Annotated in this window: 19 protein-coding genes and 1 pseudogene; 12 read left to right on the plus strand and 8 right to left on the minus strand. The window is 70.1% G+C overall.

Features of this window, described 5'->3' with window-relative positions:
• The first annotated feature begins 3 nt into the window (after window positions 1-3).
• Window positions 4-1,260 carry a DUF4185 domain-containing protein gene (locus ACFVXC_RS02600; protein ID WP_389900739.1) on the plus strand — a complete coding sequence of 419 codons (1,257 nt, stop codon included), beginning with the start codon at window positions 4-6 and terminating at the stop codon, window positions 1,258-1,260.
• Here ACFVXC_RS02600 and ACFVXC_RS02605 read toward each other — a convergent pair.
• The gene (locus ACFVXC_RS02605; protein ID WP_389900741.1) at window positions 1,196-2,281 is read right to left on the minus strand and encodes a bile acid:sodium symporter family protein; all 1,086 of its coding nucleotides are present in this window, start codon (window positions 2,279-2,281) and stop codon (window positions 1,196-1,198) included. The two genes, ACFVXC_RS02600 and ACFVXC_RS02605, sit on opposite strands and share 65 nt — an antisense overlap.
• A gap of 126 nt (window positions 2,282-2,407) precedes the next feature.
• Here ACFVXC_RS02605 and ACFVXC_RS02610 point away from each other — a divergent pair, with 126 nt between their 5' ends.
• Window positions 2,408-3,283, plus strand: coding sequence for a LysR substrate-binding domain-containing protein (locus ACFVXC_RS02610; RefSeq protein WP_389900743.1), 876 nt, complete (start codon window positions 2,408-2,410; stop codon window positions 3,281-3,283).
• 6 nt (window positions 3,284-3,289) lie between these two features.
• Here the strand turns inward: ACFVXC_RS02610 and ACFVXC_RS02615 are convergent, their stop codons facing one another.
• The gene (locus ACFVXC_RS02615) at window positions 3,290-4,300 is read right to left on the minus strand and encodes an Lrp/AsnC family transcriptional regulator (protein WP_389900744.1); all 1,011 of its coding nucleotides are present in this window, start codon (window positions 4,298-4,300) and stop codon (window positions 3,290-3,292) included.
• A 111-nt stretch (window positions 4,301-4,411) separates the two neighbouring features.
• Here ACFVXC_RS02615 and ACFVXC_RS02620 point away from each other — a divergent pair, with 111 nt between their 5' ends.
• Window positions 4,412-5,950 carry an MFS transporter gene (locus ACFVXC_RS02620; RefSeq protein ID WP_389901540.1) on the plus strand — a complete coding sequence of 513 codons (1,539 nt, stop codon included), beginning with the start codon at window positions 4,412-4,414 and terminating at the stop codon, window positions 5,948-5,950.
• A gap of 204 nt (window positions 5,951-6,154) precedes the next feature.
• Window positions 6,155-7,978, plus strand: a complete 1,824-nt coding sequence (locus ACFVXC_RS02625) for an AMP-dependent synthetase/ligase (protein ID WP_389900746.1) — start codon at window positions 6,155-6,157, stop codon at window positions 7,976-7,978.
• A gap of 728 nt (window positions 7,979-8,706) precedes the next feature.
• Here the strand turns inward: ACFVXC_RS02625 and ACFVXC_RS02630 are convergent.
• On the minus strand, window positions 8,707-8,940 hold the full coding sequence (locus ACFVXC_RS02630) for a hypothetical protein (RefSeq protein WP_389900748.1): 234 nt from the start codon (window positions 8,938-8,940) through the stop codon (window positions 8,707-8,709).
• A 15-nt stretch (window positions 8,941-8,955) separates the two neighbouring features.
• Here ACFVXC_RS02630 and ACFVXC_RS02635 point away from each other — a divergent pair.
• Window positions 8,956-9,060, plus strand: a pseudogene (locus tag ACFVXC_RS02635) (ABC transporter ATP-binding protein); the annotation flags it as partial.
• Between the two features lie 63 nt (window positions 9,061-9,123).
• Here ACFVXC_RS02635 and ACFVXC_RS02640 read toward each other — a convergent pair.
• Window positions 9,124-10,152, minus strand: a complete 1,029-nt coding sequence (locus ACFVXC_RS02640; protein WP_389900750.1) for a chitinase — start codon at window positions 10,150-10,152, stop codon at window positions 9,124-9,126.
• 287 nt (window positions 10,153-10,439) lie between these two features.
• Here ACFVXC_RS02640 and ACFVXC_RS02645 point away from each other — a divergent pair, with 287 nt between their 5' ends.
• Window positions 10,440-11,273, plus strand: coding sequence for an aldo/keto reductase (locus ACFVXC_RS02645; RefSeq protein WP_389900752.1), 834 nt, complete (start codon window positions 10,440-10,442; stop codon window positions 11,271-11,273).
• Window positions 11,274-11,497: 224 nt separating this feature from the next.
• Here the strand turns inward: ACFVXC_RS02645 and ACFVXC_RS02650 are convergent, their stop codons facing one another.
• The 3 genes from ACFVXC_RS02650 to ACFVXC_RS02660 all read right to left on the minus strand — a co-directional run bounded on the left by ACFVXC_RS02650 (window position 11,498) and on the right by ACFVXC_RS02660 (window position 13,535).
• Entirely contained in the window at window positions 11,498-12,367 is an 870-nt protein-coding gene (locus ACFVXC_RS02650; protein ID WP_389900753.1) for a class I SAM-dependent methyltransferase, read from the minus strand.
• 82 nt (window positions 12,368-12,449) lie between these two features.
• Window positions 12,450-13,223 carry a class I SAM-dependent methyltransferase gene (locus ACFVXC_RS02655; RefSeq protein ID WP_389900755.1) on the minus strand — a complete coding sequence of 258 codons (774 nt, stop codon included), beginning with the start codon at window positions 13,221-13,223 and terminating at the stop codon, window positions 12,450-12,452.
• Window positions 13,224-13,229: 6 nt separating this feature from the next.
• A complete protein-coding gene (locus ACFVXC_RS02660) occupies window positions 13,230-13,535 on the minus strand; it encodes a 4a-hydroxytetrahydrobiopterin dehydratase (RefSeq protein WP_389900757.1) in 306 nt (101 codons plus the stop codon).
• A gap of 145 nt (window positions 13,536-13,680) precedes the next feature.
• On the opposite strand from ACFVXC_RS02660, the gene ACFVXC_RS02665 reads away from it, so the two are divergent.
• The gene (locus ACFVXC_RS02665; protein WP_389900758.1) at window positions 13,681-14,502 is read left to right on the plus strand and encodes a helix-turn-helix domain-containing protein; all 822 of its coding nucleotides are present in this window, start codon (window positions 13,681-13,683) and stop codon (window positions 14,500-14,502) included.
• Window positions 14,503-14,522: 20 nt separating this feature from the next.
• Window positions 14,523-14,933, plus strand: a complete 411-nt coding sequence (locus ACFVXC_RS02670; RefSeq protein ID WP_389900760.1) for a winged helix-turn-helix transcriptional regulator — start codon at window positions 14,523-14,525, stop codon at window positions 14,931-14,933.
• A gap of 3 nt (window positions 14,934-14,936) precedes the next feature.
• On the opposite strand, the gene ACFVXC_RS02675 is transcribed toward ACFVXC_RS02670, so the two are convergent.
• A complete protein-coding gene (locus tag ACFVXC_RS02675) occupies window positions 14,937-15,362 on the minus strand; it encodes a hypothetical protein (protein WP_389900762.1) in 426 nt (141 codons plus the stop codon).
• A gap of 256 nt (window positions 15,363-15,618) precedes the next feature.
• Here ACFVXC_RS02675 and ACFVXC_RS02680 point away from each other — a divergent pair, with 256 nt between their 5' ends.
• The 4 genes from ACFVXC_RS02680 to narI are packed head-to-tail and all read left to right on the plus strand — an operon-like array spanning window position 15,619 to window position 22,212.
• A complete protein-coding gene (locus tag ACFVXC_RS02680; RefSeq protein ID WP_389900764.1) occupies window positions 15,619-19,311 on the plus strand; it encodes a nitrate reductase subunit alpha in 3,693 nt (1,230 codons plus the stop codon).
• On the plus strand, window positions 19,311-20,924 hold the full coding sequence (narH, locus tag ACFVXC_RS02685; RefSeq protein WP_389900766.1) for a nitrate reductase subunit beta: 1,614 nt from the start codon (window positions 19,311-19,313) through the stop codon (window positions 20,922-20,924). Before ACFVXC_RS02680 ends, narH begins: the two co-directional genes overlap by 1 nt.
• Complete coding sequence (narJ, locus tag ACFVXC_RS02690) at window positions 20,921-21,490, plus strand: nitrate reductase molybdenum cofactor assembly chaperone (RefSeq protein WP_389900769.1); 570 nt, start codon at window positions 20,921-20,923, stop codon at window positions 21,488-21,490. Before narH ends, narJ begins: the two co-directional genes overlap by 4 nt.
• The gene (gene narI / locus ACFVXC_RS02695) at window positions 21,490-22,212 is read left to right on the plus strand and encodes a respiratory nitrate reductase subunit gamma (protein WP_389900770.1); all 723 of its coding nucleotides are present in this window, start codon (window positions 21,490-21,492) and stop codon (window positions 22,210-22,212) included. Before narJ ends, narI begins: the two co-directional genes overlap by 1 nt.
• The last annotated feature ends 17 nt before the right edge of the window (window positions 22,213-22,229 follow it).

Raw genomic sequence — 22,229 nt, forward strand, 5'->3', positions numbered from 1 at the left:
CACGTGCCCGTCGACCAAGGTCCACGCGGCGGCCCGAGCGCGCGCGGGGTCTGGATCGCCCTGCTGCTCGTGCTGGCCTGCGCGGCCGTGCTGCTCACCGCCCTCCCGGACGACCGGGAGGGCGGCGTGGCATGCGAGGCGCGCACCGTCTCGTCCTGGGCGGCCGACGACAAGGTCACCGAGGCGTTCGCCCGCTACGGCGACGACACCGCACGGGCCGACGACTGGACCGGCGGGGACGGCACGCATTCGGTGCGCCTGCCGGACGGCCGGCTGCTCTGGCTGTTCTCCGACACCTTCCTCGGCCAGGTGCACGCGCCGCCCAACCCGGCGGGCCAGCCCCACACCTGGCGGGACGCGACCACACCCATGGTCCGCAACTCGGGTGTGGTGATGTCACGTTCGGGCACCCTGCAGAACACCCTGCCCGCCCCGCTCTTCCCCGACCCGGCACCGCAGCAGTGGCGCTGGCCGGTCGCCGCGAAGGTGGAGCCCCGCTCCCCCGGCTCGTCCGAGAACGTCGTACGCGTCCTGCTGTGGACCCGCGCCACCGGGACGGGCCCCTGGATCTACGGCGTCCCGCTCGCCACCGAGGTCGCCACGCTCTCCCTGCCCGATCTGCGCGTCGAGGGCATCGTCAAGGTCTCCGACCAGCAAGCGGTGCCGGACCCGGACAAGCGCGTCCTGTACGGCACGACGACGGTCGACGACGGGGACTGGACGTACGTCTTCGGCGGCAACGACGGCAAGGCCGCGGCGCGCCCCGCCTCGCACGCCTATGTGGCGCGCGTCCCCAAGGGCAGGCTCGCGGAGCCGGGCGCGTGGCGGTACTGGGACGGCGAGGGCTGGACGGAGTCCGGGAAGCCGCGCCACGTCCTGGGTGACGGTGAACGCAAGGGTGTGGGCAGCGCGTTCACGGTGGTGCGCGTGAAGGGGACGTACGTCCTGTTCACCATGGCCGCGGGCACCCAGGGCCTGACCGATGTGACCTCCTATTGGGCGTGTTCGCCCACCGGCCCCTGGCACGGCCCCGCGAAGGGCTTCTCGCCGCCGCTGCCGAAGGACGGCTCGGCCGAGCAGGACATGGCCGCCTACAACCCCCAGGCCCATCCGGCGCTCAGCGGGAACGGGCGGCTGCTGCTCAGCTACGACGTCAACTGGCTGGACGCGGCACCCGCGAGCGCGCAGGCGAACGTCAGCCGGAACGTGTCCCTGTACCGACCGCGGTTCGTGTCTCTTCGGCTCGCGACGGCTGGGTGACGAAGTCGTCGGCGTCCTCGGCGTCTGTGGCGTCTGTGGCGTCTGCGGCGTCCTCGGGATCGCGCGAGCGCCGCTTGGCGATCACCGCGCAGACCATCAGCTGCATCTGGTGGAAGAGCATCAGGGGCAGCACGGCCAGTGAGGCCTGGGCCCCGAACAGGACGCTCGCCATGGGAAGTCCGGCCGCCAGCGACTTCTTGGACCCGGCGAACTGGATGGCGACACGGTCCCCCCGGTCGAAGCCCATCCGCTTGGCCCCGTACCAGGTGAGGGCCAGCATCGCGGCGAGCAGCACCGCCTCCACGCCGATCAGCGCGCCGAGCCGCAGCGGCGTCACCTGGTGCCAGATGCCTTCCACCATGCCCTCGCTGAACGCGGTGTAGACGACGAGCAGGATCGAGCCCCGGTCGACGTAGCCGAGCACCTTCTTGTGACGTGCGACGAAGCCGCCGAGCCAGCGGCGCAGAAGCTGACCGGCCAGGAACGGCACGAGGAGTTGAGCCACGATCTTCACGAGCGAATCCGCGGAGAACCCGCCCCCGCTGTTGCCGAGCAGGGCGGCCGCGAGCAGCGGCGTGATGACGATGCCGGCCAGCGAGGAGAAGGAGCCCGCGCAGATCGCCGCGGGTACGTTGCCGCGCGCCATGGAGGTGAAGGCGATCGACGACTGGATCGTGGAGGGCACGAGCGTCAGGAAGAGGAACCCGCTGTAGAGGGCGGGCGTCAGGACGTACGGAACGAGGCCCTTGGCCGCGAGACCGAGCAGCGGAAAGGCGATGAACGTACAGGCCAGGACGGTGACATGGAGCCGCCAGTGCTTGAGCCCGTCGAGGGCCTCGCGGGTGGAGAGCCGCATCCCGTAGAGGAAGAAGAGGAACGCGACGGCCGCGGTGGAGGCCCCGCCCGCGATGTCGGCCCCGGCGCCGCGCGCGGGCAGCAGCGCGGCGACGCCCACTGTGCCGAGCAACGCCAGGATGTAGGGGTCGATCGGCATCCAGGTGGGCCAGCTCGGGCGTTTCACTTCGCTCCATCGGTTCGGTTCATGTCGTGCCCTCTCGATGATCCTCCTGATCACCGCAATCGGGAATCCCGGATACCGCACTGACTGTCATCACGTTCCGCGATAACCTGCGATAACGTCGTGAGCATGTACGACCCCGCCCAGCTCCGCACGTTTCTCGCCGTCGCCCAGACGTTGAGCTTCACGCAGGCCGCCCGGCGCCTGGGTCTGCGCCAGTCCACGGTGAGCCAGCACGTGCGCCGCCTGGAGGACGCCACCGGGCGCCTGCTCTTCGCGCGCGACACGCACTCCGTGGAGCTGACCGAGGACGGCGAGGCGATGCTCGGCTTCGCGCGGCGGATCCTTGAGGTGCACGAGCAGGCGTCGGCGTTCTTCACCGGGACGCGTCTTGGCGGGCGGCTGCGGTTCGGGGCGTCGGAGGACTTCGTCCTGACCCGGCTCACCGACATCCTCGAGTCCTTCCGGCACGACCACCCGGACGTCGATCTGGAGCTGACGGTCGAGCTGTCCGGCACGCTGCACGAGAAGCTGGACGCGGGCAAGCTCGATCTGGTCCTCGCCAAGCGGCGCCCGGAGGACCCGCGCGGCGAGCTGGTCTGGCACGACGAACTCGTCTGGATCGGCGCCGAGCGGCTGCGCCTGGACCCCGACGAGCCGGTGCCGCTCATCGTGTTCCCGCCGCCGGGCATCAGCCGCGCCCTCGCCCTGGAGGCCCTGGAGCGGCGCGGCCGTGCGTGGCGGATCGCCTGTACGAGCGGCAGTCTGAACGGTCTGGTCGCCGCCGCCCGCGCGGGACTCGGCGTGATGGCGCACTCGCACGGCCTGATCCCGCCGGGCCTGGTCCGCGTCCCTGAGCGGGCGGGCCTTCCGGAGCTCGGCGCGGTCGACTTCGTCCTCCTGCACGGCGAGCGGCGGGCTCCGGCGCAGGGAGCTGCGGACGCGCTCGCCGCCTCGATCCTGGCGGGCGGCGACCGGCTGCACCGGCGGCGTCAGCGGAGGTAGGGACCGTCAGCGGAGATGGGGCCGGTAGGTGAGCTGCTTGACGCGGCGCATGAACGGCGCGCTCTCGACGTGCTGCACGCCGTCGAGTTGGCCGAGCTTTCCGCTCAGATAGGTGTAGAGCGCGGGAATGTCGCGGGTCACGGCCGTCGCCATGATGTTGGAGGGGCCCGCCACCGCTGTGGCGTGGGCGATCTCGGCATGTGACGCGAGGGCGTTGCCCACCGACTCCATGGCCCAGGGAGCGGTGGTGATCCAGAGCATCGCCCCGACGTGCAGGCCGATGAGGGCGTTGGCGTACTCGATGTCGATGTAGAGCGCACCCGAGGCGAGCAGCGCGCCGAGGCGGCGCTTGACGGCCGACTCCGAACGCCCGGTGGCCTGCTGAAGCTCCGGGTAGGTCGCGCGGCCGTCCTGTTCGAGCGCGGCGACCAGCGACTCGTCCTCCGGCTCGATCCACTGGGGCACGTCGGTGCGGACGGCGGACGCGGGCTGCGCCGGGCGCAGGGCCGCGATCTGCTCCTCGTCGAGCGGACCGTGCTTCATCAGCCAGCCGTCCGGGCCGCCGAAGAAGCGGTGCAGCATCTGCTGGGCGCGGATGTCGACGATGTGCGGGGTGCGCGGGAGCTTGGCGAGCAGCAGCTCGTCCTGGTCGGTGCGGGTGCGGGGCCGGGTGCAGCAGACGACCTCGGTGCCGCCGGAGGTGAGGCCGATCCATGAGGTGTCGGGGCGCCGCGCCAGGGCGGTGGCGATGGCGTCGGCGCCTTCGGGAGCGCAGCGCAGCCGCAGCATCCACTGGTCCTGGCCGAGCTTCTCGTGGTCCCGGACGGCGACGATCCGCAGACTGCCGTCGGAGACCAGCCTGCGGTAGCGGCGGGCGACGGTCTGGTCCGAGACGCCGAGGACGGCGGCGATCTTGCTGAAGGGCGCGCGGCCGTCGATCTCCAGCGCCTGGAGCAGTCTGACGTCGAGCGAGTCCTGCATGGCCGACGTGGGAGATTCCGTAGCTGCACTGCCCATCGGTGTCGGATTCCTTCGATCTCACGTGACTGATGACTTTGATCGTCCGGTCTCCCTCCATCGTACGAGGAACGCACACGCGTCGTACAAGTCGCACGAGGAGAGATGAAGATGCGTACATGGGGGCCGCTCACAGCGGTATGCCTGGGGACGTTCATGCTGCTGCTGGACGTGACCATCGTGGTCGTGGCACTGCCGGACATGGCGAGGGCGCTGAACGCCTCGCTGAGCGATCTGCAATGGGTGATCGACGGCTACGCCCTCGCGCTCGCCGCGCTGCTGCTCGGGGTCGGGGCCGCGGCGGACGTGCTCGGCCGGCGGCGGCTGAACGTGGCGGGCACCGCGCTCTTCGCGCTCGCCTCGCTCGGCTGCGGGCTCGCCACGAACGCGGAGGTCCTGGTGGCCGCCCGTGCGCTTCAGGGGCTCGGCGCCGCAGCGATGTTCGCGACGACCCTGCCGCTGCTCGGCGCCGCCTATCAGGGACGCGACCGGTCGGTCGCGCTCGGCGTCTGGGGCGCGGTCAGCGGGGCCGCGGCGGCGATGGGGCCGATCGTCGGCGGGCTGCTCACCGAAGGGCCGGGCTGGCGGTGGATCTTCTTCGTGAACCTGCCGGTGAGCGTCGCGTCGATGTGGCTGACACTGCGCGTGGTGCCGGAGTCGAAGGGCCAGGCGGGCCGCCGGGTCGACTGGGCGGGCACGGTGACGTTCGCGCTCTTCGCGGGCGGGCTGACGTATGGAGTGGTGCGGGCCGGTTCGGAGGGCTGGACGTCGACGCCCACCGTGCTGACCCTGACGGTCGCAGTGCTCGCGCTCGCCGCCTTCGTGGCCGTCGAACGCCGCGTCGCGCACCCGCTCCTGGACCTGAAGCTGCTGCGCATGCCCGCCTTCACCGGGGTACTGGTCGGCGCGATCGGCTACAACGCGGCCGCGTTCGGCCTGATGCCCTACCTCTCGATCTGGCTCCAGACCGTGCTCGGCATGAGCCCGGTGCACGGCAGCCTCGTCATGCTGCCGCTGGCCGCGACCTCGTTCGTCGTCGCCGCGCTGGGCGGACGGCTGCTTCACGGGGTCCCCGCGCGGCTGACCATCGGCGTGGGGCTGCTCCTGATCGGCGCGGGCGGGGTCGCACTCGCGGTGCTCGACGCCGGGTCGTCCTGGGGCGCGCTCGTCCCCGGACTCACGCTCGCGGGCGTCGGCACCGGCCTGGTCTCGCCCGCGCTCGGGGGCGCGGCCCTCGCGGCGGTGCCGCCCGCGAACTCGGGGATGGCGGGCGGCGCGGTCAACACGTTCCGCCAGCTCGGGTACGCGCTCGGCGTCGCCGTCTTCGGCACGGTCATGACCTCGCGCATGCAGGACACACTCGGCCATGACGCGGCTCACACCGTCGCGGGAGGTGGTGCGTCGGCAATGCGTGGCACGCTTTCCGATCATGCGGTGCGGACGGCGTTCGCCTCCGGTCTGAACTCGGCGGCGGTCGTCGCGGGTGTGGTGGGTCTGGTGGCGGGGGCGGCGGTACTCGTCATGGTGCGGTCCGCGCGCTCGGGTTCGGGTACAGGTACGGGTACGGGTACGGGTACAGGTACGGAGACACCGGAAGCGAAGATTCCGGCGCCCGTCGAGCGGGTTTCCGAAGGGGCGTCACAGCCGTAACCGCCGCGTACAGATTCGGTGGAGATTACGCCACCGAAACTTACTCAACCGTAAGTAATCTGTCCCGCCTCTCCCCTTGTGGCCGGATTTCACCGGCTGACCAGCGTGAATGGTACGTACCGAGGGGTAGTTCACCCCTCTCCCGCCCGGCTCCGCGGTGGGGTACCGTCACCGGCGCTGTGCGGAGCGCCACAAGGAGCATCATTGCGCGAGTTCACGAACCCTCCGATGGCGTCGGCGCCGCTGGTGGGCGGCCTTGCCGACGTCGTGTTCGACCATGCCCTTGAGGATCCGCTCCACATCGCCTTCGGCCACAAGACCGACGGCGTGTGGCGCGACGTCACTTCGGCGGAGTTCCGCGACCAGGTGATGTCGCTCGCCAAGGGGCTGCTCGCCCAGGGCGTGCGCTTCGGCGACCGCGTCGCCATCATGTGCCGCACCCGCTACGAGTGGACACTGTTCGACTACGCGCTCTGGACGGTCGGCGCCCAGGTGGTGCCGGTCTACCCCACGTCCTCCGCCGAGCAGGTCTTCTGGATGCTGCACGACGCGCAAGTGTCGGCCGCCATGGTCGAGCACGAGGACCACGCGATGACGATCGGCTCGGTGATCGACCGGCTGCCGCAGCTGCGCAGGCTGTGGCAGCTGGACGCCGACGCCGTGGACGAACTGAACCGCGCGGGCATGGAGGTCGACGACGAGGTGGTCAACCGCCACCGCCGCGCCGTCACCCCCGACTCGATCGCCACGATCATCTACACGTCGGGCACCACGGGCCGCCCCAAGGGCTGCCTCATCTCCCACGCGAACTTCATGTTCGAGGCGCAGACGGTCATCCACCGCTGGGAGCCGGTCTTCCACTCCCGGCGCGGCGACGAGGCGACGACGCTGCTCTTCCTGCCGCTGGCCCACGTCTTCGGGCGGATGGTGCAGGTCGCCGCGGTCTGCGGCCGGGTCAAGCTGGGCCACCAGCCGAGCCTGAACGCGGCGGCGCTCATCCCGGACCTGGCGGCGTTCCGCCCGTCCTTCATCCTGGCCGTGCCGTACATCTTCGAGAAGGTCTTCAACGCGGCACGGCGCAAGGCCGAGAAGGACGGCAAGTCGGCTCCCTTCGACAGGGCCGTGGAGTGCGCCGTGCGGTACGCGGACGCGATGGAGGCCAAGGCCTTCGGCACGGGGCCCGGACCTTCGGCGGCCCTGCGCATGCAGCACTCGCTCTTCGAGAAGCTCGTCTACGCCAAGGTGCGCGACGCCATGGGCGGCCGTGTGCGCCACGCGATGTCGGGCGGCTCCGGGATGGACCGGCGCCTGGGCCTGTTCTTCGCGGGCGCGGGCGTCGAGATCTACGAGGGCTACGGCCTGACGGAGTCCACGGCAGCCGCGACCGCCAATCCGCCCGAGCGCACCCGCTACGGCACGGTGGGCCAGGCGATCCCCGGCACCACCGTGCACATCGCGGACGACGGCGAGATCTGGCTGAACGGCGGCAACGTCTTCCAGGGCTACCTCAACGACCCCAAGGCCACCGACACCACCCTGTACGAGGGCTGGCTCGCCACCGGTGACCTGGGCGCCCTCGACGAGGACGGCTACCTCACGATCACCGGGCGCAAGAAGGAGATCCTGGTGACGTCCGGCGGCAAGAGTGTCTCGCCGGGGCAGCTCGAGGAGCGGGTGCGCGACCATCCACTGGTCGCGCAGTGCATCGTCGTGGGCAACGACCGGCCCTACATCGCGGCGCTCGTCACGCTTGACGGCGAGGCCGTCGAACACTGGCTGACCATGCGCCGCAAGCCGTCGATGTCCCCGAACGACCTGGTACGCGACCCGGATCTGGAGACCGAGGTGCGGCGGGCCGTGGTGGCCGCCAACACCCTTGTCTCGCAGGCCGAGTCGATCCGTACGTTCCGGATACTGGCTCACCAGTTCTCCGAGGAGCACGGGCTGCTCACGCCTTCGCTGAAGCTCAAGCGCAAGGCGATCGAGACGGCCTACTCAGCCGAGGTCGAGGCCCTGTACCGCGCCTGAGGTGACCCGAGAAGGTTTCTGACGGTTCATCAATTACCGTCGCACCACTTATTGACGGTTCATCAGGTCGCGCACGGAATCACCCTCCCTTCGTCGGAGGGGGCTCGCCCGTGTCGCGATCGTTCCGCACCATGGCGATGGTCGTCCTGGTGACGGTGGCCGTGGCCGCGTTGAGCGCGCTGCGGGGTTCCGCGACGGGTCGGGCGGCCCTTGCGGTGCGGTCCGCTCGCGGGGTTCGGCGGCGTGATGTACCCGTCGTTCAACACGCGGATCACAGCGACGGACTTCACCGCGATGACGGGGCTCGTCTGGTTGGCGGTGGCGGGGGTGCGCGGGCCGCAGTTCGCGGTGGTGGCGGAGCTTGTCTTCGCGATCGTGCCGCATCTGGTCGCCGACTATGTGACGGAGTCCGTGCAGTTGCCGGTGATTCTGTTCGGCTTGACGGGGTTGGCGCTGGCCAATGATCCTGATGGGTACTGTGCGGCGGTCTCGGTGCGGTTGCACCGGAGACGGGTTTCAGCCCGTCCGGCGTCTGAGGACGGACTCGGCGAAGCCGGTGATCTACGGCCGCCGGTGGCGGCGGAGCCGGTATCGGGAAGGGGCGGGCCCGGGGAGTCGACAATCCGCTCGTCGCGCAGGAGTGGCGGGGCGGTGGTGGCGGGTTCACCGCCGATCTGCTCGCGGCGCCCACCCGGCGCGCCCACGAGAGTCAGAGGCGGGCCCGCGCGTCAACCGTGCCGCGTGACTGCGGACTTGAGGACCTCTCCGAGGACTGCGCGGGGGCTCTCCCCGTCGGCCGGGCCCGCATGGTGGAACTGGCGCGCGCGGTGGCGGACCCGCCCAGGGTACTGCTCCTGGACGAGCCCGCCTCCGGGATGACGGCCGACGAGCGAGGCCACCTGCCGGCCGTCATCCGGCATCTCGCGGACGAGGAAGACTGCGCCGTGCTCCTCGTCGAGCACAACGTCGCCTTCCTGATGGAGCTCTGCGCCCGCGTGGTCGTCCTCGACCTGGGCACGGTCCTGGCCCAGGGCACGGCGGCCGAGGTGCGAGCGGACCCGAGAGTGCGGGACGCCTACCTCGGCACCACCACGGCCTGGCCGACGGTCACGCGGAGCATCTCTTCCCGCCGCCGCTCATCCACCTCAGCCTCCGTACTGAGCAACGATTTTGGTGAAGTCGTACGGAGCCTGCGACACGCCGCTGCACGAGTCCCCGGCGCTTCCGCCGGACGAGCAGTCGCGGTCGCGGTTGACGGCCCAGAAGGAGAACCGCGCGATGTGGTGCTGCTGCGCGTAGGCGAGGATCTTCTTGAAGTCGCCCGTCGTGACGGTCTCGCCCGCCACGTCGGTCTTGCCGTTCATCGAGGAGACGCCGATGCGCTTGTACGCGTCGGCGTCGCTGTAGCCGTAGGCACTCTTGACCGCGCCCTTCAGGCCTTCAAGGGCGCTGACCGAGGCGTCGCCCATGGAACCGCTGTGACTGCCGAAGTCGAACGGCATGACCACCCAGGCGTTGTTGTCGAGACCGGCCGCGGCGCCGCGCTTGATCAGATCCTTGCCGGTGGCGTCAGGGCCGCTCGGGGTCGTCCCCATGGTCACGTAGGTGACGATTCCGGGGTTCTTCTGCTTCACGATCTTGAGAGCGTCGACCACGCGCTGGCGCACGGTCGCGTTGCTGAACTCGGTGTCCTCGATGTCGATGTCGAACGCCTTGAGCTTGTAGGCGTCGATGACCTTCTGGTACGCCCCGGCCAGGGCGGAGGCGCTGCCGCACTTCTCGCCGAGCTTGGCACCGCTCCAGCCGCCGACGGAGACGACGATGTCGCCGCCGGCGCCGCGTATGGACTTGATGGCGGACTCGTCGGAGCCGCCCTTCAACGGGCGGCTGCCGTCCCAGGCCGGGTTGCAGCCGCCGTCGGACAGGATGAAGGCGAGCGTGAACCACTTGACGCCGGTCGCGGCCATCACATCGGTGGGCTTCTGGGGGCTGCCCCAGCCGAGGTACTCGTACGGGGCCGCGTGGATGGTGCCGGACGCCTTGACGGTCGGCGCGTCGGCTGCCGCGCGAGGGGGTGCGGCCGACGACTGCGCGGCCAGGGCGAGGGACGCCGTCGTCGCGAGGACTCCGGCCACGGCCAACGCGGTGGCCGCCTTGCGGGGGGTGGGTGACATGCGGGTGTGTTCTCCTTTGCGTTGTTAGGAAGGGTTCCTAACGATCTGAAAACGCGGGAGGCCCCGGTGAAGGGGATGGAGCGGGGGTGCGGTGACGAGTTCACCAGGCGTTCACATGAGTGTTCTGCGTTCAGTGACCTGCAATAGAGTCGCGGTATGACGGAACGCGGTCAATGGTGCGGACCAAAAAACACCCGGGCTTCACCCGGGAGTGGTCAAGGAATGCAGCACCGCATCTGATCGTTGACCATGGGAGCACCAACCGACGACTTAAGGATCGAGAGCTCGTGAGCAAGGTCCCCCCGATCATCCTGAACAATGGCGTCGAGATGCCGCAGCTCGGTTTCGGCGTCTGGCAGGTGCCGGACGCCGAGGCCGAGACAGCCGTCGCGACGGCGCTGGAGGCCGGGTACCGCAGCATCGACACCGCGGCCATCTACGGCAACGAAGAGGGCACCGGCAAGGCCATCGCCGCTTCCGGCATCGCCCGCGAAGAGCTCTTCGTCACGACGAAGCTCTGGAACGCCGAGCAGGGCTACGACTCGACGCTCCGCGCCTTCGACGCGTCCCTGGAGAAGCTCGGCCTCGACCATGTGGACCTGTACCTGATCCACTGGCCGCTGCCCTCCAAGGGCCTCGCCGTCGACACGTACAAGGCGTTCGAGAAGATCCAGGCCGACGGCCGCGCGAAGTCCATCGGCGTTTCGAACTTCCTGCCCGAGCACTTGGAGCAGCTGCTCGCCGAGACGTCGGTCGTCCCGGCGGTCAACCAGATCGAACTCCACCCGCACCTCCAGCAGCGCGTATCCCGCGAGTTCCACGCGGAACAGGGCATCGCCACGGAGGCCTGGTCCCCGCTCGGCCAGGGCAAGGGCCTCCTGGACGTCCCGGCGATCGTCGCGATCGCCCGGAAGCACGGGCGCACTCCCGCGCAGGTCGTCCTGCGCTGGCACATCCAGCTGGGCAACGTGGTGATCCCCAAGTCCGTGACGCCGTCGCGGATCAAGGAGAACATCGACGTCTTCGGCTTCGAGCTCGACCCCGAGGACATGGCGGCGATCAGCGCGCTGAACGAGGACCGACGGCTGGGAGCGGATCCGGCCGAGTTCGACTTGGTCTAAGGCCTGAGTCTGAGGCTTGAGTCTGAGGTCTCAGGTTCTCAGGTCTGGGGTCTCAGGCTTTCCCTCGTGCTCTCGTGCGAAATTCTGGCCCGGTGGTCAGGAGCGGCGCTCCTGACCACCGGGCCAGTGTCGCGAGGGCGGCGAAGCCCTCGGCCGCACATACGTCAGCGGACCGGCCCGCTCGCCGATCCGCTGCCCCCCTTCTCCCTTCTCCGCGACGCGGCTCAGCCCTTGACCCCCACATGCACCGTCTGCACCGACAGCAGAAACACATCAGGCCGGTGGTGCAGGCTCTGCTCGTCGTTCGCGTCCAGGAGGCGGTCGACCGTGGTCAGGTCGTCCGCGTCGAGCGTTTCCTCGTGCATCTCGCGGCGGCGGGCGAGTTCGGCGACGATCTGGGCGCGGGCGTCGTCCGAGACGGGGGCCGGCAGGTCCAGGAGGAACGAGCGGGTGCCCGCGTGGCGCAGGCCGGCCCGGGTGAGGAGCGTCGGCCAGTCCTCCGTGACCGCCTTCGCGCCCGGCAGCTCCGCGCGCATCCGCGTGAACCAGTTCTCGTCCGCCAGGTCGAAGCGGGTCTGGAGACCCGGGCGGCCGAAGCCGATGTCCCGGGGCAGGCTGCGCTGGTTCAGGCCGCCCTCCAGGAGTGCGATCGCGCCGCCCGGCGCCAGGCGGCCCGCGAGAGCGGCCAGTGCCCCCTCCTGGTCGCCGACGTGATGCAGGGCCCGGCCGATCCAGAGGAGGTCCGCGAGCGGCAACTCGCCGATTCCCTCGGGGAGTTCCGCCCGGAACGTACTGACCCTGTCCTTCAGGCCCTCTCGGTCCGCCCGCGCCCTCGCCCGCTCCAGGAGCGGCTCCGCCGGGTCCACCGCGATCACCTCGGCCTTGGGGAAGATCTCGGCGAGGAGGAAGGAGACGGAGCCCGAACCGCTGCCCACGTCCGCGACCAGGGCGGGCTCCGGCTGCCAGGTGCGCAGCCACGTGGCGATCTCGCGGTTCTGCGGGGCGGCGAGCCGCGCGTTCCGCTCCAGCATCGGGCCCATGGTGGCCCAGTCGATGTCCTCGTGGTGGTGGCTGTGCTTGTGGTCGTGGGCCATCGTCTCTGCCGCCGCCTTCGTGTGTTCGGGAGTGGGGTCGAAGCCGTCTCCAAGACTGCGTCGCCGCCTGCGTCCTGGCCAGTCACCTTGCGGTTTCGGCAAACGCGGTGGTCCGTCGTGCGGGCGGCCTCCGGAACGACCGGAGGGTGAACCGTGGGTCGGGGCGCGGTACTTCCTGGTCGGGAAGTGCCGCGAGCTCCTTCGCGAGCCGTGCGGCCAGCGGGCCGTCGGGCGGAACCTGCGTGAACCATCCCCGGCCGATGTCGTCGATCGTGGAGCGGGGCGAGCGGCCCTGCCCGTGGCCGCGGAACCAGGCCTCGCCGACCGGTGTCAGGCCTCGCGCCGCCGCGTACACCTCGACCGCCTGCCCGTGGTCGACCGCGGCGCGTACCGGGCGCGGGGCGAGCGCGGCGTCGATGTCGCTGCCCACGTCGTGCGCGGCGGCCTTGTCGACGGTCGTGACGAACACACCGCCGGGTCGCAGCACTCGTGCGCACTCGGCGACGACTTCCGCCGCCTCCTCGGGGCCGGACAGCAGATGCAGCAGCCACACCGCGGACACCGCGTCGAACGAGGCGTTGCAGAAGGGGAGTCGACGGCTGTCGCCGAGGACGATGGTGCCCGGCAGTCGCCCCGACGCCATGCGCGCCATGTTGTGCGCCGAGTCCACTCCGGTCACCCGCAGGCCCGCCCCGGCGAGGCGCCGGGTGACCAGGCCCGTGCCGCAGGCTACGTCGAGGAGCGTGCGGGCATGGGGCGCCAGCAGCTCGCGGACAGCGCTGGCGGCCGCGTCGGCGCGGGGCTCGCCGCCGCGTGACGCGTCATAGCGGTCTGCTTCCCTGCTGTAGTCCAGCATCGGCGCTCAGACCGCTCCGTGGCCGACCGCCGCCCCCTCGACCCTGTGGGCCAGATCGAAGTCGAGCGTGGTGAGCGCGCCGCCCGCGCTGTGGGTGTGCACCGACAGGGAGACGGTGTCGTACCCGAGCGTCAGCTCGGAGTGGTGGCCGAGCTCCTCCTGGATCTGCGCGATGTGGACGACCATCGCGGTCGCCGCGAAGTGCGAGCCCAGCCGGAAGGAGCGGGTGATCCTGCCGCCCTCGAACGACCAGCCGGGCAGCTCGGCGAGCCGCTCCTCGACATCCTTCTGCGACAGCGGTTCGGGTGACATGGCCGCGCTCCTTCACGTGCGTAGGGAGTACGTATGTACGTATAGCCCTCAGCCTGCCACAGCGCCTCCCGCACGGCCCTGATCGGGCCACGGACGCGGACCACGTGCCCCGCGGGTCGCGAACCCCTTCGATTACTGTCTGGGTATGACAACTGCCGTGACCACCAGGGAAAGCAACGGCGTCGGCCCGCTCCTGCGCGGCTGGCGCGAGCGGCGCAAGGTGAGCCAGCTGGAACTGGCCCTGCGCGCCGACTCCTCGTCGCGGCACATCAGCTTCATCGAGACCGGCAGGTCACGTCCGAGCGAGGAGATCGTCCTTCGCCTCGCCGAACACCTCGACGTGCCGGTGCGGGAGCGCAACTCCCTTCTCCTGGCGGCCGGTTACGCGCCCCGCTTCCGCGAGACCCCGCTGGACGACCCCTCGATGGGGGCCCTGCGGGAAGGCCTGGAGCAGCTCCTGCGCGGCTACGAGCCCTATCCCGCCCTGGTCGTCGACGCGACGTACGACGTCATCGCGGCCAACCGTGGCATCGCGATGATCCTCGAAGGCGTCCCCGAGCACCTCCTGCGTCCGCCGCTGAACGCCATGCGGCTCACGCTCCACCCCGAGGGCCTGGCCCCCAAGATCCGCAATCTGCGCGAGTGGCGGGGGCATCTCCTGCACCAGATGGAGCGGCAGATCGCGTTGCAGCGCTCCGACGCGCTGCGTGCGGTGTACGAGGAGGTGGCGGCGTATCCGGTGGAGGATCCCGGTGTCGACGTCTTCGAGGCCGACGGGTCGCAGAGCGGAGTGCCCTACTTCGCGCTGCCCCTGCGCATCGAGCACGACGGTCACCTGCTCTCGTTCATCTCGTCGATCTCGACGTTCAACACGCCCATGGACGTGACGGTCGCCGAACTGGCCATCGAGACGCTGCTCCCGGCCGACCCGGCGACGGTCAAATATCTCCAGTCGCCGGGGTCCTAGCAGCTCCTGAAAGGAAGAGCATGGGGACCAAGCAGAGAAGCAGCGGCCATCCCGACGACGCGGATCTGACGCGCGCCGACTCACTGGCCCGCGAGATCTTCGCCGGCGTGGCCAACAAGTGGGCGCTGCTGATCATCAACGCCCTGGCCGACCGGACACTGCGCTTCACCGAGCTGCGCACCGCCGTGGACGGCATCAGCCACAAGATGCTCACCCAGACCCTGCGCGGCCTGGAGCGCGACGGCGTCGTGCACCGGACGGTGTACGCCACCGTGCCGCCGCGCGTCGAGTACCGCCTGACCGAGGCGGGCGCGGGGCTGCTCGCCACGGTCGACGGAATGTGCGCCTGGACGCACCAGTACCTCGCCGAGATCGAGGCCGCCCGCACCCGCTTCGACGCACGCGTGGCAGGGGCGCCCCCGCGGGCCTAGGCCCTAGCTCCGCGGGGCCCGCAGCGCCGCGTACTGCAGCGCGGCGAAGCCGCCGACGGTCACGGCCTGGAGCGGGATCCACACCGCGCCCGCCGTACTGGGCGAGAGCCAGGCGGCCAGGGCGACGACACTGAGCACCGCCCAGGCCGCGTTCGCCTCGATCACTGCGCGGACGGGCAGCGTGGGCGGGCTCTTGCGTGACGCGAGGCAGCCGACACCGGCCCCGTACAGCGTGAGGAGGACACCGAGGCCCAGCAGGAGCCCCGCGTCGACGCCGAGAAAGCGCCCGAGCGGTCCCGAGGCAGCGGCGTACGCGATGCCGTTCCCGGCCGTCACGACCGCGTCGAGGGCGAGGAAGCGGCGCAGCATCGTCTTCGGGTCGTTCGTGCGGGCCAGTGCGGTGAGCGGGTGCGCAGAGTACGTCGACATGAGAAACCGGCCTCCGACAGCGGAAGGGAGAGAGAGGGAAGCCGGATCCGGGCCGGAGTGCGCCGGACCGGATCCGGTACGACCACCCTGCCGGGGCCGCGAGCGAGGGTCGATTACCCCAGAGGTAAGGACGGCGCCCCTGAGCGCGATGAGCGCCCACGAGAGGCGCCCCCGCAACCCGTACGGCCGCCGCCGCCGTGTGCCCCCGCCACCCCGCACCTAGGTTCGTTGAAAGGCAGACCTAGGGAGCTCAAGGGTGACAGAGACGACCGAGCCCGGCGCCGCACTGCTGCGGGCGGGAAAGTTCTTCCGCCGGGGCACCGCCGCCCCCGACCTGCACAGCATCGGACTCGTCGGCGGCCGGGACGCGGACGCCTTCTACCGGGACCGCTGGAGCCACGACAAGGTCGTGAACTCGACGCACGGCGTGAACTGCACGGGATCCTGCCGCTGGAAGGTGTACGTCAAGGACGGCATCATCACCTGGGAGACCCAGCAGACCGACTACCCCTCCGTCGGCCCCGACCGGCCCGAGTACGAGCCGCGCGGCTGCCCGCGCGGCGCCGCGTTCTCCTGGTACACGTACTCGCCGACCCGCGTGCGCTACCCCTACCTGCGCGGCGTGCTCCTGGAGATGTACCGCGAGGCGAAGTCCCGGCTGCGGGACCCGGTGCTCGCCTGGGCGGACATCCAGGGCGACCCGGAGCGGCGCAGGACGTACCAACAGGCGCGCGGCAAGGGCGGGTTGGTGCGGGCGACCTGGGACGAGGCCGTCGAGATCATCGCGGCCGCGCACGTCCACACGATCAAGACGCACGGCCCCGACCGGGTCGCGGGCTTCTCCCCCATCCCCGCGATGTCGATGGTGTCGCACGCGGCGGGCGCCCGTTTCATGTCGCTGATCGGCGCGCCCATGCTCTCCTTCTACGACTGGTACGCGGACCTGCCGGTGGCTTCACCACAGGTGTTCGGCGACCAGACCGACGTGCCGGAGTCGGGTGACTGGTGGGACGCCGCGTATCTGATGATGTGGGGCTCGAACGTCCCGGTGACGCGTACCCCGGACGCCCACTGGATGGCCGAGGCGCGCTACCGCGGCCAGAAGGTCGTCGCCGTGTCACCGGACTACGCGGACAACACGAAGTTCGCCGACGAGTGGCTGCACCCGCATCCCGGCACGGACGGGGCCCTCGCCATCGCGATGGGCCACGTCATCCTCAAGGAGTTCTTCGTCGACCGGCGGACGGACTTCTTCACCGACTACGTCCGCAAGTTCACCGACCTGCCCTTCCTGGTGACGCTGACCGAGCGCGACGGCGCGTACGTCCCCTCGAAGTTCCTGCGCGCCACCGACCTCGGCCAGAGCGGCGAGGGCGGCGACTGGAAGACGGCCGTCCTGGACGAGAACACCGGGCAGCCCGCCGTCCCGAACGGCTCGCTCGGCTTCCGCTGGACCGAGTCCGGCAAGGGAAAGTGGAACCTGGAGCTCGGAAACATCAAGCCGCAGCTCTCCCTGCACGACTCCGAGGTCGCGACGGGCGTCGAGGTGCTGCTCCCCCGCTTCGACACCGAGGGCGGCACGCACGGCCAGGGCCGCGGCGAGATCGTGCGCCGCGGGGTGCCCGCCACCCGGCTCGGCGGCCAGGACGGTCCGCTGGTCACGACGGTCTTCGACCTGCTGCTCGCACAGTACGGCGTCGGCCGCGAGGGGCTTCCGGGCGAGTGGCCTTCTTCGTACGAGGATGCCGACGCACCCGGCACCCCGGCCTGGCAGGAGGCGCACACCTCGGTCCCTGCCGCGAAGGCCGTGAAGATCGCGCGGGAGTTCGCGCGGACCGCCGAGAAGTCGCAGGGCCGCTGCATGATCCTGATGGGGGCGGGGACCAACCACTGGTTCCACTCCGAGACGATCTACCGCGCCTTCCTCGCGCTGCTCCAGCTGACCGGCTGCCAGGGCCGCAACGGCGGTGGCTGGGCGCACTACGTGGGTCAGGAGAAGTGCCGCCCGGCGACCGGCTGGGCGACGCTCGCCAGCGCCAACGACTGGAGCAGGCCGCCGCGGCAGATGATCGGCGCCGCGTACTGGTTCCTGAACACCGATCAGTGGCGCTACGACAAGTTCGCGGCGGACGTGCTCGCCTCGCCCCTCGGCGAAGGCCGGTTCGCGGGGATGACGGGCGCCGACTGTCTCGCGCTCTCGGCACGCACCGGCTGGATGCCCTCCTACCCGACCTTCGACCGCAACTCCCTCGAACTGGGCGAGACTTCGGGTCCGTCGGGCGACCCGGTGGCCAATGTCGTCGAGGAGCTCAAGGCGGGCACCCTCAATTTCGCCTGCGAGGACCCGGACGCACCGGAGAACTGGCCGCGTGTCCTGACCCTGTGGCGCGCCAACCTGCTCGGCTCCTCGGCCAAGGGCGCGGAGTACTTCACCAAGCATCTGCTCGGCACGCACTCCTCGCTGCGGGCGCAGGAGGCGGAGCCCGACGAGCGTCCTTCGACCGTGAAGTGGCACGACGAGGCCCCCGAGGGCAAGCTCGACCTGCTCGTCTCGCTCGACTTCCGGCAGACGTCGTCGACGCTGCTCTCGGACGTGGTCCTGCCCGCGGCGACCTGGTACGAGAAGCACGACCTCTCGTCCACGGACATGCATCCCTACGTCCACTCCTTCACCCCGGCCGTCGACCCGCCCTGGCAGGCGCGCACCGACTTCGACACGTTCAAGGCGATCGCGGAACGGCTCAGCGAGCTCTCCGTGGACCATCTCGGCGTACGCAAGGACGTCGTGGCCACCGCGCTCCAGCACGACACCCCGGGCGAGACCGCGCAGCCCGGCGGTGTCGTCCTCGACTGGCGCAAGGGCGAGTGCGAGGCGATCCCGGGCAAGACGATGCCGGGCCTGACCGTGGTCGAGCGGGACTACACCGCGATCGGCGCCAAGTTCGCCGCGCTCGGCCCCCTCGCGGAGAAGCTGGGCCTGCCCGCGAAGGGCATCGCGTTCCGTCCCGACCAGGAGGTCGACGAGCTGCGCGAGCGCAACGGCGTCGTACGCGGCGGCCCCGCCGACGGGCGCCCCGCCCTGGACACGGCGATCAAGGCGGCGAACACCATCCTCGCCCTGTCCGGCACGACCAACGGGCGCCTCGCCACCCAGGGCTTCCACACCCTGGAGGCGCGCACGGGCCAGGAGATGGCGCACCTGGCCGCCGAGCACGAGGGCAAGCGCATCACGTACGCCGACACGCAGGCGGCCCCCGTCCCCGTGATCACCTCGCCCGAGTGGTCGGGCAGCGAGGCCGGTGGGCGCCGCTACACGGCGTTCACGCTCAACACCGAGCATCTGAAGCCCTGGCACACGCTCACCGGGCGCCAGCACTTCTTCCTCGACCACGACTGGATCCACGAGCTGGGCGAGGCGATGCCCGTCTACCGGCCGCCCCTGGACATGAACCGCCTCTTCGGAGAGCCACAGCTCGGTCCGGACGGCGAGAAGGAGGTGACGGTCCGCTACCTCACCCCGCACAACAAGTGGTCCATCCACTCCGAGTACCAGGACAACCTCTTCATGCTGTCGCTCTCCCGGGGCGGCCAGTGCATCTGGATGGCGCCGCAGGACGCGGACGCGATCGGCGTGAAGGACAACGACTGGATCGAGGCGGTCAACCGCAACGGCGTGGTGGTCGCGCGAGCCGTCGTCTCGCACCGGATGCCGGCCGGCACGGTCTACATGCACCACGCGCAGGAACGCACGGTCAACGTCCCCAAGACGGAGACCACCGGCAGACGCGGCGGCATCCACAACTCCCTGACCCGCCTCATCCTCAAGCCGTCCCATCTCATCGGCGGCTACGCCCAGTTGTCGTGGGCGTTCAACTATCTGGGTCCGACAGGCAATCAGCGCGACGAAGTGACGGTCATCCGCCGCCGCAGCCAGGAGGTTCAGTACTGATGCGCGTCATGGCACAGATCGCGATGGTGATGAACCTCGACAAGTGCATCGGCTGCCACACCTGCTCCGTCACCTGCAAGCAGGCGTGGACCAACCGCGACGGCATGGAGTACGTCTGGTTCAACAACGTCGAGACCCGTCCGGGCCAGGGCTATCCGCGCCGCTACGAGGACCAGGAGAAGTGGCGCGGCGGCTGGGAGCTGAACAAGCGCGGCGCCCTGAAGCTCAAGAACGGCGGCCGGTTCAAGGCCCTTCTGGAGATCTTCTCCAACCCCAAGCTGCCGGAGATCAAGGACTACTACGAGCCCTGGACGTACGAGTACAAGAACCTCACCGACGCCCCTCTCGGCGACGACTACCCGGTCGCCGAGCCGCGCTCGCTGATCAGCGGCAAGCCCATGAAGATCGAGTGGTCGTCGAACTGGGACGACAACCTGGGCGGCGCGACGGAGTACGGCGACCTCGACCCGATGGTGGCCAAGACCCGCGAGAAGGCCGCGGAGAAGGTGAAGTTCGCCTTCGAGCAGACCTTCATGTTCTATCTGCCGCGGATCTGCGAGCACTGCCTGAACCCCGCGTGCGTGGCCTCATGCCCCTCCGGCGCGATGTACAAGCGCGAGGAGGACGGCATCGTCCTGGTCGACCAGGACAGCTGCCGGGGCTGGCGCAAGTGCGTGACGGGATGCCCGTACAAGAAGGTGTACTTCAACCATCGCACCGGCAAGGCCGAGAAGTGCACGATGTGCTACCCGCGCCTGGAGGTGGGCCTGCCCACGGTCTGCTCGGAGACGTGCGTGGGGCGTCTGCGCTACCTCGGTGTGATCCTCTACGACGCCGACAAGGTGACGGAGGCGGCGTCGGTACCGGACGACACGGCGCTGTACGAGTCCCAGCTGGGGGTCTTCCTCGATCCGGAGGACCCCGACGTGCGGCGCGAGGCCGAGCGGGCCGGGATCGGCCACGACTGGATCGAGGCGGCACGCCGCTCCCCCGTGCACGCGCTGATCAGCAAGTACAAGGTGGCGCTCCCGCTGCATCCGGAGTACCGGACGATGCCGATGGTCTGGTACATCCCGCCGCTCTCCCCGGTCGTGGACGCGCTGAGCGAGACCGGGCACGACGGCGAGGACCTAGACAACCTGTTCGGCGCCATCGACACCCTGCGCATCCCCCTCGAATACCTGGCGGAGATCTTCACAGCCGGAGACATGGGCCCGGTGCGGGCCTCGCTGGAGAAGCTGGCGGCGATGCGGGCGCACATGCGGGCGATCAACCTCGGGGATTCGCCCGACAGTTCGGTCGCCGACTCCGTGGGCATGTCGGGCCAGGAGATCGAGGAGATGTACCGGCTGCTCGCCATCGCCAAGTACGAGGACCGCTACGTCATCCCGACCGCCGCGGTCGGTGACGCGCAGCGCCTGGAGGAATCGGCGCTTCCGGACTCGTGCAGCCTCGACCACGAGGGCGGTCCCGGCATGGGCGGGGACGGGCCGTTCGGCCAGGACTCGGGCCGCAAGCAGCTCCCTCTGGTGACCATCGAGAACTTCCACGCGCTGCGGGACCGGCAGACCGCCGACGAGCAGCCGTCCGCCGCCGAGAAGGACACCCTGTGAGCGAGAACGCCGTGCTCTACCAGGCAGCCGCGCACTGCCTGTCCTACCCGGACGACGAGTTCCGCGCCCTGCTGCCTCAACTGCGTGCTGCCGCACCCCAGTTGGAGAGCTTCCTGACGCACGCCGAGGCGACCGGCCCCTCCGAACTCGCCGCGCACTACGTACAGGTCTTCGACTTCAAGAACCGCCACAGCCTCTACCTGAGCTGGTGGCGCGACGGTGACACACGGCGGCGCGGAATGGCCCTGGTCCGCTTCAAGGAGGTCTACCGGGAGCACGGGATGGAGTTCACCGGCGAGGAGCTGCCCGACTTCCTGCCCGCGGTCCTGGAGTTCTCCGCGCACGCCGGTCCGGTGCTCCTCGAGGAGCACCGGCCGGGCCTCGAACTGCTGCGGCTCGCCCTCACCGACTTCGGCACGCCGTACGCGTCCGTGCTCCAGGCGGTGTGCGGGACGCTGCCGGGCCCCTCACCGAAGGACCGGGCCGAGGCGCAGGCCCTTGCCCGGTCGGGGCCCCCGCGGGAGGACGTCGGCCTCGAACCCTTCGCAATGATCGGGGAGCACTGATGAGAACGCTGCTGTGGGGCGTCATCCCGTACGTGGTCGTCGTCCTCCTGGCGGCGGGCCTGGCCTGGCGCTATCGCTACGACAAGTTCGGCTGGACGACGCGTTCCTCGCAGGTGTACGAGTCGAAGCTCCTGAACATCGCGTCGCCGATGTTCCACTACGGCATCCTCTTCGTGCTCGTCGGACATCTGGTCGGTCTCTTCGTTCCGGAGTCGTGGACGCAGAAGGCGGGTGTGAGCGAGCACACCTACCACCTGTTCTCGCTGTACGGCGGTACGGCGGCGGGAATCATGCTGGTGCTCGGCATCCTGCTGCTGCTCTACCGGCGGCGCACGAACGCGCCGGTCTTCCGGGCGACGACCGCCAACGACAAGCTCATGTACCTGGTGCTGTTCGCGGCGATCGTGCTCGGCATGGTGGCCAAGCTCTCGCACGCTTCGGGCGACGGCTACAACTACCGCGAGTCCATCGCCCCTTGGGCGCGCAGCCTGTTCACCCTCCAGCCGGACACGGGAATGATGGCGGGGGTTCCGGTCCTGTACCAGATCCACGCGGTGGTCGGGATGGCGCTGTTCGCGCTGATTCCGTTCACCCGGCTCGTGCACATGTTCAGCGCGCCCGTGCAGTATCTGTTCCGGCCGTACGTGGTGTACCGGAGCAAGGACCCGAGCAGGGTCGGGCCTCGTCCGGAGCGGCGGGGCTGGGAGAAGACGGGGTCGTGATCTCCGGACGGGCTGAA

Origin of the sequence: Streptomyces sp. NPDC058257, assembly GCF_042881845.1 — a bacterium.
Classification (GTDB): Bacteria; Actinomycetota; Actinomycetes; order Streptomycetales; family Streptomycetaceae; genus Streptomyces.

What these genes read in the sequence shown, in the direction of transcription:
- ACFVXC_RS02675 (WP_389900762.1), bottom strand. Translation starts at nt 15,362, where the DNA reads ATGTCGACGTACTCTGCGCACCCGCTCACCGCACTGGCCCGCACGAAC.
- narH (WP_389900766.1), top strand. Translation starts at nt 19,311, where the DNA reads ATGCGCGTCATGGCACAGATCGCGATGGTGATGAACCTCGACAAGTGC.
- narI (WP_389900770.1), top strand. Translation starts at nt 21,490, where the DNA reads ATGAGAACGCTGCTGTGGGGCGTCATCCCGTACGTGGTCGTCGTCCTC.
- ACFVXC_RS02670 (WP_389900760.1), top strand. Translation starts at nt 14,523, where the DNA reads ATGGGGACCAAGCAGAGAAGCAGCGGCCATCCCGACGACGCGGATCTG.
- ACFVXC_RS02620 (WP_389901540.1), top strand. Translation starts at nt 4,412, where the DNA reads ATGCGTACATGGGGGCCGCTCACAGCGGTATGCCTGGGGACGTTCATG.
- ACFVXC_RS02660 (WP_389900757.1), bottom strand. Translation starts at nt 13,535, where the DNA reads ATGTCACCCGAACCGCTGTCGCAGAAGGATGTCGAGGAGCGGCTCGCC.
- ACFVXC_RS02615 (WP_389900744.1), bottom strand. Translation starts at nt 4,300, where the DNA reads ATGGGCAGTGCAGCTACGGAATCTCCCACGTCGGCCATGCAGGACTCG.
- ACFVXC_RS02610 (WP_389900743.1), top strand. Translation starts at nt 2,408, where the DNA reads ATGTACGACCCCGCCCAGCTCCGCACGTTTCTCGCCGTCGCCCAGACG.
- ACFVXC_RS02655 (WP_389900755.1), bottom strand. Translation starts at nt 13,223, where the DNA reads ATGCTGGACTACAGCAGGGAAGCAGACCGCTATGACGCGTCACGCGGC.
- ACFVXC_RS02640 (WP_389900750.1), bottom strand. Translation starts at nt 10,152, where the DNA reads ATGTCACCCACCCCCCGCAAGGCGGCCACCGCGTTGGCCGTGGCCGGA.
- ACFVXC_RS02650 (WP_389900753.1), bottom strand. Translation starts at nt 12,367, where the DNA reads ATGGCCCACGACCACAAGCACAGCCACCACCACGAGGACATCGACTGG.
- ACFVXC_RS02665 (WP_389900758.1), top strand. Translation starts at nt 13,681, where the DNA reads ATGACAACTGCCGTGACCACCAGGGAAAGCAACGGCGTCGGCCCGCTC.